The organism is Acidilobus aceticus, from assembly GCF_055392325.1.
The window spans coordinates 1,012,998-1,026,559 of record NZ_AP042407.1; the positions used below are offsets into that span (position 1 = coordinate 1,012,998).

The following is a 13,562-nucleotide window of genomic DNA, read 5'->3' on the forward strand; positions in this document are numbered from 1 at the left end:
AATGTTTAAAGCTACGGGGTAGCACTAATTTCTGAGCTAAGCGCCTCTAAAAATTAGGTAAACAAAGTAAAAGGGGATGAGGCTTGGCTGAGGAAAACACCATAGATAACGCCAAGGAGAAGTTCTCGGAGATAAGCGTGGCAGAGTTTTTCTCTAAAAACAAGGAGCTAGCCGGCTTCTCAAACCCTACCAGAGCCCTTTACCAGACCGTCAGGGAGCTAGTCGAAAATGCGCTTGACGCCACTGACTCTCATGGAATACTGCCAGAGGTAAAAATATACATAAAGGAGGTGGAGCCTGAGAACGAGGAAAGGCCAGCCAGGTACGAGGTCAGCGTCGAAGATAACGGCATAGGCGTGCCAAAGACTGTGATGGCTCAAGCTTTCGGTAAGGTGCTCTTCAGCAGTAAGTATGTGATAAGGCAGACCAGAGGTATGTATGGCCTAGGAGTCAAAGCTGTAGTGCTTTACTCCCAGACCACCACAGGCAGACCTATAACGGTCGTTAGCTCGCAAGAGGACAGCAACTTCGTATATTATCAGAATATAAAGATTGATATCAAGAAGAACGAGCCCATGGTTGTTGAGGACGGGCAGCTAGACAAGAGAAGTTCATGGCACGGCACTATAGCGTCAGCTATAGTCGAGGGCGACTGGACTAGGGCTAAGCCAAAGATAATCGAATATGTAAGGCGCACTGCCATAATAGCGCCCTACGCAGAGCTCTGGCTTGTGACCCCTGAGGGTGAAATATACTTCTTCCCGAGAGCCACCAAGAAAATGCCCAAACCGCCGAGAGAGGCCAAGCCTCATCCTCATGGAGTTGACCTAGAGCAGGTCAGGAGTATGCTTATGTCTACACAGGCTGAGACCTTGCTGGACTTCCTAAAGGAGGAGTTCCAAGGCATCGGCGACAAAACGGCCACCGAGTTCCTGAGGCACGTAGGCCTGAAACCTGATATCAACCCCAAGACTCTCCTTAAAAAAGAGAAGCTAAAGGACCTCGAGGCGTTGGTAACAGCTCTGAGAAACTACAGGGGCTTTAAGGGGCCTAGAAGCGATTATCTGAGCCCTATAGGTGAAGAGCTTATAGAGCTCGGGCTCACCAGGATGTTTAAGCCGGAATGGGTCAAGGCTGTGACGAGGCCCGCCAGGGCCTACCAGGGCCACCCATTCATAGTCGAGGTCGGCATCGCATATGGAGGCGCAATACAGCCCCAGGAGGAGCCTATACTGCTCAGATTTGCCAACAAGATACCTTTACTTTATGAAGAGAAGGAGGACGTGTCATATAAGGTCTTAACTAACATTGACTGGAGCAGGTATGGCGTTCAGGAGCCTTATCAGCTGGCAGTACTTGTGCATGTGGCAAGTACCAAGGTTCCATATAAGGGCGTAGGAAAGGAGAGCATAAGCGAGATACCTGAGCTTGAGAGCGAGATCAGAAACGGCATTCATGAAGTGGCCAGGAGCCTCAGGATTTACATATCGCGCAAAGCGCGTGAGGAGCTCGCAAAGGAGAAGATAGTGAGCATAGCCAAATATATACCCGAGGTAGCCAGGAGCCTAGCAATACTGAGCTCGCCACCAGAGGATCCGAACAGGTACAGGGAGCTGGAACCCAAAGTTATGGAGCTGCTTATATCTAAGGTGGCAGCGTCCATAGAGATGCCCAAGATTGACGGGAGACAGGAGGATCCAAGGCTCATAGTTGAGAGAGTTATAAAAGGGGTCTCCATACAGGAGGTGAGCTAAAGTGTCAGCCCCAACTCAGGATAGAATAGACATTGAGGCCCGAAAGAAAGGCGCCGAAATAATCTACAAGACCTTTTTGAATTTGCTAAGCTCATTGGAGAAGGGCGCCGACCCTAAGCTGGTGATACCTAAGAGGACGCTTGCTAATACAGTTTTTGACGTTGAGAAGGGCATACTAAAGCTCGGCGTCTCAAAACTTGAAAGGAAGTTCCTTGATATGAACGAGTCCAGGAGGTTTATGCAGACGCTTGTGATGGCGGCCAACATCTACAGAGCGCTCATAGAGAATGAGTACCCCACCATAAGAGATCTTTACTACAGGGGCAAGCACACCATAGTATTTCACGACCTTGATGGGAGGCATAGAGAAGAAAATACCTGGGATGAGCAAGCGGAGAGCGATGCAGCGCTTAGGGACTTAGAGGTTATGCTTGGCTTACTAAGAGAGGACCTCATGATTCTGAGCAAGGAGAAGGGCAAAGTAGTTGGCAACATGAGGATAAGGAGCGGAAACGATATTATAGACCTTTCTAAGCTTGGACATGGCGCATACGCCATAGAGTCCACGCCGGACCTTATAGAGTTCCTTGATGTCGACGCCGAGTTTGTCCTAGTCGTTGAGAAGGACGCAGTTTTCCAGCAGCTTCACAGGGTCGGCTTTTGGCAGAAGTATAAGTCAATACTAGTTACTGGCGCCGGCCAGCCAGACAGAGCCACCAGGAGGTTCGTGAGAAGGCTCAACGAAGAACTAGGCCTGCCCGTTTATGTGCTTACAGACAGCGACCCATATGGATGGTACATATATAGCGTCTTCAAGGTTGGGAGCATTCAGTTAAGTTATGAAAGCGAAAGGTTAGCCACACCCAAGGCGAAGTTCCTCGGCGTCTCTATGAGCGACATTTTTGGCTATGGAAGAAAGAAGCCATATCTGACTGAGGAGGAGAGGAGAAACTATATAATTAAGGCCAAAGACCTTGACATAAGGAGGGCCAAGGAACTAATGAATTACTCGTGGTTCCGCACGCCCTTATGGAAGAGGGAAATAGATATGTTCCTTGATAAGAAGGCCAAGCTAGAGATAGAGGCTATGGCAAGCAAGGGGCTTAAGTTCCTCGCCTTCCAGTACTTGCCAGAGAAAATACAGACCCATGACTGGATAGAGTAGCCCTCCTGAGTTTATGCTTTAAGTTACTCTCCTTTTCTTTTACAATTTACAGCAATTACATGAAGCGTTTCATCCCTGAACGGGCGCTATGTATATTATCATCTGCTCGGGCCCGGAGAGGTTAATCGTAACCTTGAGCGGGTAGTCAGTTGAGAACTCCAGCTGCACGCTCTCAGCGATTGACATGATTGGCCTAAGAGATGAGTAGAGGGACTTAGCGCTGTAGGAAGCCTTAGTCTCAGCCTCTGCGCTGAGCTCCTGAAGCGGCGCTCCCTGCGACATTAGCCACCTGTAACTCTTGCCCTCGGCGGACGCTGTCACCTCTAGTTTGCCATCGGACGCGTGCAACTCTACTACATCGCCCACGCTCTTAGCGTCAGTCACCAGTGTCTCAAGGTCATCAGCGCTCATAACTACCCTTGCCGTGGGGCTCATGTTTATTTCCCTTAGGGACTCCTCCGTGGACTCAGAGGCCGTTATTAGGAAGGACCTGGAAAAGGAGGTCTTCCTGTCTTGCAGTTCGACTGTGAGCCCAGGAGCTCCTGTCTCATACTGCATGGCAACTGCATCATTTCTGGTAGCCCTTCTCACTACCCTATTCATCTCACTTACATTAACTGACAGTTTGACCTCGCTGTCTAAAGAGTACTCCTCGAAAGCTGAAGGCTCTAACTTTGCCACAGCCAAAACGGTCTTATCTGGGCTGAAGAGCCAGAATACAACTTCATTCTGGGCAAAGTCAAACGTTGCCTCGTCGCTAACTTTAGCCATTGCTGATACTATACGTTTAAGACGATTGCCTTCAGGGTAAACGGCTCTGAGAGACGCCATATCCAAGCTCCCACTGTTATTGTGCAGAGTAGGACCTTTTTAAAGAATAAAACAAGAATACCGAACCCGTTAATAGACATACGCTATAAGTATGCCTCCCAGGTGCTTCTGCATGGCATCCTTATGAGTCATCACGCCCTGGCTAGTTGAAATTATCAGGTAGCCCAGGTCCCTGCTGGCCAGGTATCTCCTTAAGTGCTCAGGCAATCTAAGGAGCTCCCTGTAGGTGACAGGCATTCTGGGCCTTATAGTGCCAATTTTGTTTATATGGCCCAACAGAGTTACCCTGAACTTGCCCCACCTTCCATCGTCTATGTACTCAAAGTCGCCTATGTACCCTTCCTTCTGCAGCACTTTCAACACGGATACCGTCAGCTTAGATGCTGGCATTAGAATTACCTCCCTCTGACCCCTGAGCTCCGCATTATAAATCGCGGAGAGGTGAGCCGAAAGAGTATCGTGCACCATTCCATATCACCTCACGAGTACTTGTTAAACCCAAGCTCTACAGCTATCTCCCTGAAGCACTGGCGGCAGAGGTAGAGACCGTACTTCTGTATAACCGCATCGCGAGTTCCGCATCTCTGGCACTTCTGGGCGCCCCTCCCCATCACCTTAGCCTTAGGCGGCTTTATCTTTCCCATTACCATCACCTCACACGAAGGTAACCCCGAGCTCCTTGTTCAGTAGCACCATAGTCTCCTCTGGTCTAACTCTGTGCTTTAAAGGTATAGATGAGCGGGCCCTCCTTCTCCTCTCAACCCTGAAGCCTGGCCTTTCTATTGTGAGGCAGACGTCCATGCCTACTATGCCTATCTCAGGGTCGTACTTTGCCCCAGGTAGCAATATGTACTCAGGTATTCCAAAGCAGACGTTTCCGAACTTATCTACGCTGGAGGCCTTAATCCTATGGCCTGTGGCTTCTAAAGCCCTCTTAAGGAAATCCATGGCCTTTTGACCACGAAGGGTCACAGCCACGGCTATATTCTCTCCCCTGTGGATTCCAAAGGCCCTTATTGTTTTCTTTGCCTTCCTTAAAGTAGGCTTTTGTCCTGTGAGCTGCTCAAGCAGACCCTGTACCTTAACTAGCTTCTCGCCGCTGCTTCCTAACGCTATGTTTACTGTAACCTTTGCTATCCTGGGCTTTCTCATGGGGTTCTTCTGCCACTCCGAAAGCACTTTATTTACAACGTCATCTGTGAGAGCGGTCTGCTGACTCATAACATCACCCCTGCGTCACGGTTACCACTGGCTTATCTCTACCCACCACGTAAATGTTGGACAGCGAGGTCTCGAAGGAGTTACCGGCCGAGTCCTGCAGGGATGCCACGCTCCTGTCCCAGCCCCACCCCCTCGTGACGCTTACTATTTTGCCAAGCTTGCCCATGTTTCTGCCCCACACGACCAGCGCGAGGCTGCCTTCCTTGAATTCTATGTGATCCTTAACTGTACCTTCAGGAACGTTTAACACAAGAGAGTCCAGCGGCTTGTAAGGAAGTTGACCAGGCTTTCTTGAATCCTCAACCCTCACTAGGACGTTCCTTCCGTCACTCAGGTGAACCTGGAAGTGTCCTCCCTTGAGCGTTGTGACGCCTTCGATTCTGAGAAGCTTTAGTGACGCCTCCTCTTTGCTTATCGGTACTAGCCTTAACGTACCTGTTGGGTCAGGGACTACGCGGTAGTAAAGATTGAGCGAGGGCAGCTCTACAATATCCATAACACCTATGGGGAACTTGTAATCCCTCACAACTTTCCCGTCGACCTTGACTTGCCCTGACGAAATTATCTTGGTGGCCTCGCGCGCTGTCTCTGCATACTTCAACAGATCCCTTATAACTATGAGCAGAGGGAGGCTTCTGTCTGCAGGGTGCGGGCCTGGTGACGGCTTTACGGTCCAGGGTCTTACCTTTCTCGGAATCCTCTGGACGCTGGGCGCGCTGAGCGCCTTTAAGTGCCTAGACCCTCCCATCCTAGCCATTATTTAGCACCTCCAGCCTGCTGAGCCTCTTGTTGCGCGGCTGCCTGTACGTTGCCGCCCTTCCTCTCTATAATCTTTTTGCGCCAATCATCCTTCAAGTTAAGGTCTGTTATGACTAGATTCCATGGCCTTAGCTTGACAAGTATTTCGGTTCCATCAGCCTTCTTCCTGGTTATGCCCTCTACCTTGACCCACAGTCCCTTTAGGTCAACCTCAGCTACCTTGCCACTCTTGCCCTTGTGGTCACCCTTTATTACTATGACCTTATCTCCCACCCTAAGCGGCAGTGACCTTATGCCAAGTTTATCCCTTAGTTCCTTGCTCAAGTGCGCCGAGACGAGCTTATGCCTAAGGTGTAAAGTCGCGTTGTAAAACGCCTTACGCTGCTCCCTGGGCTGCTGGCTGGCCACCTACCTCACCCCCTAAATTATCGTTGTTGCGAGCTTTGCTATAGATGGCCACCTCTCAGCCGCTTCCCTGGCCACGGGACCTCTGACCTCGCTGCCCTTCGGCGTTCCATCCTGGTTTATTAAAACAATAGCATTATCTGAGAAGGAGATCCAAGTCCCATCCGGCCTCCTGTAAGGCCTCTTTTGCCTTATGACAACCGCGTAGCTTATCTGTTTTCTAACCTGAGGGGTGCCCTTCTTTATAGTAACTATCACCATGTCGCCAGGCCCTGCCGCTGCAAGTCTCCTTACCCTAGTCTTAACTCCAGGCACATCAACTATCATGGCTTCCTTAGCACCACTGTTATCGGCTACTACAGCATAAGTGCCCACCTGAAGGCCAGCGCTATATCCAAAGCGTGAAAGTATCGCAGTGAACTTCTGCCTCCTTACCACTTCTGTCACCTCTCGAGCTTTCCTAGCACAACGAATTTAACTGTCTTGGAAAGGGGTCTGGTCTCGCCTATTAGGACCTTATCACCGGGCTTCACGTCAACGCACGGCGGTACATGGGCGTGCTTCTTTGTCCTTCTCCACTCATACCTCTTGAACTTACTGTCATAGTAAAGGTAATCGTGCCTTACTACGACCGTGGTCTTAGTCTTCAACTTCTCCACGGTTCCCTCCAGAAGCACGCCGCGAACTCTGAGTGATCCGTGCCAGGGACAGTTAGGGTCAGTGCAGGATACAGATGGCGGCTTAACTCCAGGCACGCTTAACGCTTTTAGCGCCTTTTGAGCAGGCATGTTCTAATATCCCCTTTCCTCTGTGCGGGTCTATCTAAGGACTTAAAAGGGTTTCCCCGTCACGTCTCACGCTATAGGCATGCATTAGCGCCTGAGCAGATGTCAGCGCTGTGCTAATCTTGACCTTTGAATGCTAGGCTACCCCCTTATGGCCTTCTTCAGCCTCTCCTCCGGCCTACCTATAATGTCTAACCCCCTAACAATAAAGTCGCCGTCAGGAGTTGTTATAGAGAACGTTGAGTGAAGCTTTATGATAGTTATTTCCTTTTTTCTATCGCCTCTTTCCACCCTAAGCCTTAGAGCATTCTTAGAGTCGCCCACAACGGTACCGGAGACTCCAAGCAGAGAGGGATCTGTAGAACTAATCACCTTTAACTTCAAACCTATGAGAGGCCTAAACCTTATATTTGATGAGGTGAACTTCATCCTTGCCCCTGCTGGGAATTTGCCGTTCCTGCTACCGTTTTAGTTTGCTGGCTCTTCCTGGACAGCTCATTCATTACAGTAAGTATCCGGGCTATGTTTTTCCTTATCTCCCTTATCTTAGCGGGCGAGTCTATGGAGCCGGATAGCGCCTTCTGACGCAGCGATGTCAGCTCGCTCCTCTGCTCCTGCAGAAGCTTTGTAAGCTCCTCCAGGCTCCGCTTACGCAGATCATCAGGACTTAGCCTGTACTTCGCCACCCTCCTCACCTCCCTCTATAATCTCCTTGACTCTCTGCTCGCCCTGGCCCTCAGGGGCCTCTTCACTTAACTGCGCGGCTATCGCTGCTGCCTCAGAGTCGGGCCTTAATAATATATCTGGCCTTGCCGCCTCAGGCCTGATTATGCGAACTTCAACTCCAATTATGCCTAAAGGCAGCTTGGCGTAAGCTATGGCGCGATCTGTATAAACGTCGACAACGTTCCCAGTCTTTATAACCTTACCCGCCTGAAGCTTCTCGAACCTAGCCCTCTCCCTGCTGAGCTTCCCGCTTATGACTATCTCTACGCCAACAGCGCCAGCCTCCATAATCCTTCTCATAGTAGCCATAGCTACCCTCCTGAAGTGGTAGCCCATCTCGAGCGCCCTCGCTATCCTAAACGCCTGTACCCTAGCATTAAGCTCCATGTTGTCAGGCTGGCTGACGGTTACCTGAACACCCTCAAGTCCAAACACCTTTTCCAGGACAGCCTGCAGCTTCCTTATTGTAGCGCCTCTCCTTCCTATGACTAGCGCCGGCCTCTCAGCAAATATGTGAACCCTAGTACCTAGCCCGCTCTGGACTATCTGGACTCCAGCATAGCCTGCAGTGTAGAAGTTCTGAGCCAGGTACTCGTCAACCTTCACCCTTGTCAGGCCTTGCCTCAGGAAGTAGCTCTTAATCTTGGACATTTCAGCTGCCACCCCTCTCCTCAACTATCACCTCGACGTGAGAATGCACCTTCCTTATAATGTCGGCCCTCCCAAAGGCCCTGGGGTAAACCCTCTTGAGCGTTATCCCCTTATAAACACCCACGTGAACCACGTAAAGGTTATCCACATCTAGGTTCTTGTTCTCAGCGTTGTTAGAGACGTTCTCAAGAAGCTTCAACATGTACCTGGCTGCCTTAACTGGGTACTTACCCATTGGTATACCCCATCTGTCAGCTAATCCCCTCTTATGAGGTATCTTTTTCGAAGCTGACCTGTACGGTACCGGCTCCTTAAGCTCTATAACCCTTCTGAGGTACTCTTCGGCATCGCTCAGCTTCATGCCCTTTATAGCCCTCGCGACCTCTACCATGACCTTAGGATGAACTGGTACGTCCCACATCATAGCCTTAGCCGATAGGCCCTCGTTGGCAGGCTTAAACGAATAGGACCACTCCGGCATACTGGATCACCCCTTAGCTGCTATGTGCAGGCTGCTCTTTGAAGCCTTGAGGCCTGGCTCGCCGTGGTGCACTATCTTTGTTGTGTGGCTGAACTCGCCCAGCCTATGCCCTATCATCTCTGGGACTACTCTTACAGGCACGTACTCTTTACCATTATAGACGGCTATTGTTAAACCTACCATCTCTGGCAGCACAACTAGGTTCCTCACGTGAGTCTTTATCATGACATCGGTCTTGCCTGAGCGCCTAAGAGCCCTTATCTTAGCTAGCAGCTTCTTCTGGGCAGGCGTCAACCCCCTCTGCAGGCTCCTCCTCTGCCTCGCTGGAAGCAGAGAAATGAACTCGTCAAGTGACATGTTTAGAAGCTCCTCTAAGCTTCTGCCCCTGTACTTGAACCTCCTCCACTCGGGCCTCAGCTCTATTGACATCATTACTGCCCCTCGGCTCCGCCATTCCAGGACTGTAGGGGCTTTTAAATAGTTTTAGGTATTAGATTGGTTAGAGAAAGTGCGGCATGAGACCTCTGCTGCGGCTAATGTCTTCTTCATCAAAAGCTCGGCGCTTCGAACTGCCTTATCATAACCTGTGTCACGATGTCTAAATTTTCAAGAGCCTTACGTATGGTCTCCACGTCGGCGTTCGACTGGCTCATGTCGGCTATGAAGACACACTCCCCCTCCTCTCCCCTTGTTATCGAGGCACACCTGCTGGCAACTATGTCAACCTTCAGCTCGCTTAGCTTGTCAGCCACCTTAGCTAGAGCGCCAACCTTATCAAGTACTGAGACGTCAATCTCTATAACTTTGGCATTCTCAGCCAGTATCGGGCTCACTATTATCTCCTTTTTATCAGTGTCGGCCAGCATAGCTACTAGCATGCCGGCCTCTATACCTAGCGACTCCCTTATGGTCTGTGGTATCGTTATCCTCCCCTTGGAGTCTACCTTCACCAGGCCCGTGAGCCTTGTGGACATTTAACTATCCCACCTCCGGTTCACATACTCTAAAGGTAACGTTATTAAAATTTTTGGAGTAATGAACGGCGTACCTAAACTCATTAGACTCAACCTAACTGGTATCTCTTTTACCCAATTTACTCAAAAGGACCTTAATGCGCCCCACGGTCAGTGTGAGTCTAGGCATCTCATCCTTGACGTCGCTGGCTGCCCACGTCCTCATCCCGTGGTCCTGTAATATAGTGCGCTCAGCGTTTTTAACGGCCTTTGCGCTAGCCAGCTATGCCATAGTCCTTCAGAAGGGGAGGCCTCTTGGAGTTAGCCTTGGCCCGCGACTCCTCTATAATTCTTTCGATGTTGTTCAAGAAGTCCTCGGGCAGCTTCCTGAAGAGCGGGTGAATCTCTCCTATCCTAGAGCCTCCACTTATGGGCTTGCCGAGGTTCTCGGGCCACTTAGCATCCATCACGCTTCCGGTGAAGCCTAGCTGATGCCAGAGGTCTTCTGCTATGCTAGGCATAAAGGGCGTTATTAGGTGCGCCACGGTCTTTACTATGCTAGCCGCCACATTAATTACGGTGCCCGCTCTCTCCCTGTCCCTCTTTATAAGATCCCAGGGAGCTGACTCGTTGAGGTACCTGTTGCCTAGGCGCGCCACCTCAAGCACGAACTCGCTGGCCCTCTTCAGCTCAACGTTGTCCATGTGCTCTATAACTTTGCTAGCTAACGATGTGGCCTCCTCCAGCGTCTCCTTGTCGCGGGTATCAGGGGCGGTAGCAGGAGGCATAACGCCGTCAAATCTGCTCTTCACGAAGCTTAGCACCCTGTAGGCCAGGTTTCCTATGTCGTCATTTAGCTCGCTGTTCACTATCCTGTAGAACTCCTTCCACTGAAAGCTTACGTCGCCGCTCTCCGGCCTCATTCTTATCAGCGCCCACCTCCAGTAGTCTGCCGGGGCGATCTCTAGGGCCTCGTCTATCCAGACGCCAACCCTCCTGCTCTTGCTGAAGTGCCTTCCCTCATAGAGCAAGTAGTCGGTGGCGCTTATGCGCCACGGCAACACGTATGGGTCCCCTGAGGCCATGAAGAGCGAGGGAAGTATTATGGAGTGGAACGGTATGTTGTCCTTGCCTATAAAGTAAACAGACCTGGTTGAGGGGTCGAACCACCACTGCTTCCAGGAGTTCTCGTCCCCGCCCTTGGACATTAGGTATTCCTTGGTGGCGCTAACGTAGCCAAGTAGAGCGTCAAACCAGACGTAGATAGTTTTATTCTCAGCGCCTTCAAAGGGTGCTTGTATGCCCCACTCTATATCCCTGGTCAGCGCCCTTGGCTTCAAACCCTGCTTGACCCACTCTATGCTATAGTTCTTGACGCTATCCTGGAGCTCACTGCTCTGAAGCCAGGAGAGCAGCTTCTCCTGAACCTTGCCCAAGTCTATGTAGTAGTTCGTGGTCTTCAACCAGATTGGCGTTGCGCCACATATAGCGCACCTGGGGTTTATGAGGTCCCTTGGAGTGAGCAGCCTGCCACAGTTATCGCACTGATCGCCTCTAGCGTGTTCGTAACCACAGTAAGGGCATGTGCCCTCTATGAACCTGTCGGGCAAGAACATCTTATCATTAGGACAATAGGGCATCTCCTCATCCTGGGGGAAGACGTAACCTCTCCTCTGTAAGTTAAGGAAGAACTCCCTGACGAACTCCTTGTGTATCGGGCTCTCAGTCCTCGAGTATAGGCTGAAGTCGAACTCGAACTTCTTAAAGAGCTCAACGTCATAGGCATGGACCTGGTCCGTGAGCTCCTTAGGTTTTATGCCCCTCTTCCTGGCTTCGAGCTCTATGGGAGTGCCGTGCTCGTCGCTGCCCGTCACAAACACAACATCGTGACCCATCAGCTTCAGGTACCTGGCGTACACGTCTGCGCTCAGCAGGTGAAGCACGGTGCCCAGGTGAGGTATGAAGTTAGAGTATGGCCATGCTGAGGCCACTATGTATTTGCCCATGGTGCTTCACTTCAGCTCTACAGAGGGGATAGTCCCACAGCTATAAGTCATCTTCGCATCATCAAGGCTTGAACTGCCTAATTAGAGTTAAGCCTCCAGGCCTCTCCCTGGTCCCTACGTAAACCACTTTGCCATCTGACGTAGCTAGGCCATCTACAAAGACCTCGCCTCCCATGTAGAGGTAACCCCCTAGGTTGTACTCAAATGAAACTATTGTTACGCCCTCCTCTGTAGAAACGCATGGAGGGTAAAGGAGGGCGCTCTCCTGGTATGGCTGTATTGTGAGGACGTTAGCGTAGCTCCTCGCAGGCGGCTCTATATGATTATACTCGCTGAGCGGTCTACATGCAGAGGCGGGGCCCTCAGGCACGCCCACCCAGCTAATTGGAACATTGACACCGTCCAGAAGGCCCCTTCTCCACTCAAGGCAGGCGAAGCCTCTCAGGCGCACCCCACCGAAGTCCTCTTTACATTCTCCTTCCCTCAGCGACTTTGTGAAGAATTCGAAGGCCGCAGCTGCCTCATAAGCGCCATAGACCACAAAATCTATGTCAGAGAAGCTTTGCTCTATTTCCATAGCAAAGGAACCTGTGAGCCCCAAGCTGTCAGCAGAGCCCACAGCCCTTGAAAGGGCGTGCGCTGCCCTTGCCAGCTCAACAACAAGCGGGGACCCGCCGCTCAGCGCCCTCCTCAGGGCCTCCTTAGGGCTTATGTAAACGAGCACGCCGCTCATGGGAATGTATGGCATGTAGGAGGAGTAAGCGGGATCATACAGGAGCTTAAGTCCAGCGCCTTCAAAAGCCTTAGCAACTCCGCCTGGGCCGTAGCTTTCTATGACACGGCATAGCTTAGCCCCTGGCCTTCCCCATTTGCCGTGGTCGCAGGGCACATATTTGGGTATTATTGGTATGAACCCTGGCGGCGACTGCAGCCCTATCTCTACGCCAAACAGAAGGCCCCTAGTTATTATCGCGCTTCCATGTCCATACCTGCAGCGGCTTAACGTAGCCCCAAACATCTGGTATCAAATACAGATCTGACCCCGAGGCCTGTAATAGGCCTCTGGCCAGGTACCTGCCAGGGGGCAGCTCCTGGTACCTCGTTCTCCATGTTAACATGTAAGCGGTTAGTTCCATGAAGCCTAGCCTAACCCTGTACCTTGCCGGGACCAGGAAGCCCTCACCTATGTCATTAATATAAACAGCGCCTTCAAACCAGCCCAGGCTTCTGTAAAAGCTGGTGCACCCCCTTTCCTCGACCTGCCTAAGCAACCTCAAGGTATAGGCGACGCCCTTGTAACAGGAGTCCAGAAGTTTGAAAGCGTGCAACGCATTGAAGTCATCTAAGGACCAGGTGTCCTTAACTTTAGAGTACCTGGTTTCATGCTCGCATTCAGCTATTAGGCCTTCTTGGGCGAGGTCCTTTAGCGAGTTGTAAAGCTCTGAGGGCTTATTAGAGTAGAGCAGGAGGTCATAGTCGCTGGAGGGTTTCGCTGTTCCCAGGGCCCGGCTGCCAGTTATACCAGCCCACTCGGGGCTCAGCACGTCAAGTAGTTCGCTCAGGCTCCGCGGCAAGGTAACTCTCCTTATAGCATCGGATGGATCTATTAAGGTCCCATAGAGTCTGGGGACTACGTAGGCTTCTCTGCCGATGCAGTCCAAGTACCTGTAGGAGACGCCATCTGCGTTCTTGTTGTTAACATGCCAAGGGAAGTTGCTGTGATAAGGAACCGCTATATGGCCATCATCGGGGTGCTCGTAACCTTTGATGATCCAGACGGCGCCATCAGAAGACCTTACCAGCCATCCCTCGAAGGGCATCGCCG

19 protein-coding genes are annotated in these 13,562 nt (G+C 51.2%); 2 read left to right on the forward strand and 17 right to left on the reverse strand.

What is annotated here, in order from left to right; genetic code table 11:
• Positions 1 to 83: 83 nt before the first annotated feature.
• Together ACZ5OO_RS05310 and ACZ5OO_RS05315 are read left to right on the forward strand one after the other, a co-directional pair.
• The gene (locus ACZ5OO_RS05310; RefSeq protein ID WP_464077996.1) at positions 84 to 1,754 is read left to right on the forward strand and encodes a DNA topoisomerase VI subunit B; all 1,671 of its coding nucleotides are present in this window, start codon (positions 84 to 86) and stop codon (positions 1,752 to 1,754) included.
• Position 1,755: 1 nt separating this feature from the next.
• Positions 1,756 to 2,919 (forward strand): DNA topoisomerase IV subunit A, encoded by a 1,164-nt coding sequence (locus ACZ5OO_RS05315; RefSeq protein ID WP_013266140.1) that lies wholly within the window; start codon positions 1,756 to 1,758, stop codon positions 2,917 to 2,919.
• A 69-nt stretch (positions 2,920 to 2,988) separates the two neighbouring features.
• On the opposite strand, the gene ACZ5OO_RS05320 is transcribed toward ACZ5OO_RS05315, so the two are convergent.
• The 17 genes from ACZ5OO_RS05320 to ACZ5OO_RS05400 form a co-directional block, all read right to left on the reverse strand.
• The gene (locus ACZ5OO_RS05320) at positions 2,989 to 3,690 is read right to left on the reverse strand and encodes a DNA polymerase sliding clamp (RefSeq protein WP_238523616.1); all 702 of its coding nucleotides are present in this window, start codon (positions 3,688 to 3,690) and stop codon (positions 2,989 to 2,991) included.
• Between the two features lie 129 nt (positions 3,691 to 3,819).
• Positions 3,820 to 4,218 carry a 30S ribosomal protein S8 gene (locus ACZ5OO_RS05325; protein ID WP_013266142.1) on the reverse strand — a complete coding sequence of 133 codons (399 nt, stop codon included), beginning with the start codon at positions 4,216 to 4,218 and terminating at the stop codon, positions 3,820 to 3,822.
• A gap of 11 nt (positions 4,219 to 4,229) precedes the next feature.
• A complete protein-coding gene (locus ACZ5OO_RS05330; RefSeq protein WP_048812935.1) occupies positions 4,230 to 4,394 on the reverse strand; it encodes a 30S ribosomal protein S14 in 165 nt (54 codons plus the stop codon).
• Between the two features lie 10 nt (positions 4,395 to 4,404).
• Entirely contained in the window at positions 4,405 to 4,971 is a 567-nt protein-coding gene (locus tag ACZ5OO_RS05335; protein WP_013266144.1) for a 50S ribosomal protein L5, read from the reverse strand.
• A 4-nt stretch (positions 4,972 to 4,975) separates the two neighbouring features.
• Positions 4,976 to 5,728 carry a 30S ribosomal protein S4e gene (locus ACZ5OO_RS05340; protein ID WP_013266145.1) on the reverse strand — a complete coding sequence of 251 codons (753 nt, stop codon included), beginning with the start codon at positions 5,726 to 5,728 and terminating at the stop codon, positions 4,976 to 4,978.
• Positions 5,728 to 6,138: a 50S ribosomal protein L24 gene (gene rplX, locus ACZ5OO_RS05345; RefSeq protein ID WP_013266146.1), complete on the reverse strand. Its 411-nt coding sequence runs from the start codon at positions 6,136 to 6,138 to the stop codon at positions 5,728 to 5,730. Before rplX ends, ACZ5OO_RS05340 begins: the two co-directional genes overlap by 1 nt.
• 12 nt (positions 6,139 to 6,150) lie before the next feature.
• Positions 6,151 to 6,573 (reverse strand): 50S ribosomal protein L14, encoded by a 423-nt coding sequence (locus ACZ5OO_RS05350; RefSeq protein ID WP_013266147.1) that lies wholly within the window; start codon positions 6,571 to 6,573, stop codon positions 6,151 to 6,153.
• 5 nt (positions 6,574 to 6,578) lie between these two features.
• Entirely contained in the window at positions 6,579 to 6,923 is a 345-nt protein-coding gene (locus tag ACZ5OO_RS05355) for a 30S ribosomal protein S17 (protein ID WP_013266148.1), read from the reverse strand.
• Positions 6,924 to 7,061: 138 nt separating this feature from the next.
• Positions 7,062 to 7,349: a ribonuclease P protein component 1 gene (locus tag ACZ5OO_RS05360; RefSeq protein WP_013266149.1), complete on the reverse strand. Its 288-nt coding sequence runs from the start codon at positions 7,347 to 7,349 to the stop codon at positions 7,062 to 7,064.
• Entirely contained in the window at positions 7,346 to 7,606 is a 261-nt protein-coding gene (gene rpmC, locus ACZ5OO_RS05365) for a 50S ribosomal protein L29 (RefSeq protein ID WP_013266150.1), read from the reverse strand. Before rpmC ends, ACZ5OO_RS05360 begins: the two co-directional genes overlap by 4 nt.
• Positions 7,581 to 8,297, reverse strand: coding sequence for a 30S ribosomal protein S3 (locus ACZ5OO_RS05370; RefSeq protein ID WP_013266151.1), 717 nt, complete (start codon positions 8,295 to 8,297; stop codon positions 7,581 to 7,583). Before ACZ5OO_RS05370 ends, rpmC begins: the two co-directional genes overlap by 26 nt.
• A gap of 1 nt (position 8,298) precedes the next feature.
• A complete protein-coding gene (rplV, locus tag ACZ5OO_RS05375) occupies positions 8,299 to 8,778 on the reverse strand; it encodes a 50S ribosomal protein L22 (protein WP_013266152.1) in 480 nt (159 codons plus the stop codon).
• A 6-nt stretch (positions 8,779 to 8,784) separates the two neighbouring features.
• The gene (locus ACZ5OO_RS05380; RefSeq protein WP_048812937.1) at positions 8,785 to 9,207 is read right to left on the reverse strand and encodes a 30S ribosomal protein S19; all 423 of its coding nucleotides are present in this window, start codon (positions 9,205 to 9,207) and stop codon (positions 8,785 to 8,787) included.
• Positions 9,208 to 9,326: 119 nt separating this feature from the next.
• The gene (locus ACZ5OO_RS05385) at positions 9,327 to 9,752 is read right to left on the reverse strand and encodes an AbrB/MazE/SpoVT family DNA-binding domain-containing protein (RefSeq protein WP_013266154.1); all 426 of its coding nucleotides are present in this window, start codon (positions 9,750 to 9,752) and stop codon (positions 9,327 to 9,329) included.
• 254 nt (positions 9,753 to 10,006) lie between these two features.
• Positions 10,007 to 11,737: a methionine--tRNA ligase gene (gene metG / locus ACZ5OO_RS05390; protein WP_013266155.1), complete on the reverse strand. Its 1,731-nt coding sequence runs from the start codon at positions 11,735 to 11,737 to the stop codon at positions 10,007 to 10,009.
• 61 nt (positions 11,738 to 11,798) lie between these two features.
• Entirely contained in the window at positions 11,799 to 12,755 is a 957-nt protein-coding gene (locus ACZ5OO_RS05395) for a hypothetical protein (protein ID WP_048812709.1), read from the reverse strand.
• Entirely contained in the window at positions 12,697 to 13,557 is an 861-nt protein-coding gene (locus tag ACZ5OO_RS05400; protein ID WP_048812710.1) for a nucleotidyltransferase domain-containing protein, read from the reverse strand. The genes ACZ5OO_RS05395 and ACZ5OO_RS05400 overlap by 59 nt, the downstream gene beginning before the upstream one ends.
• Positions 13,558 to 13,562: the final 5 nt, after the last annotated feature.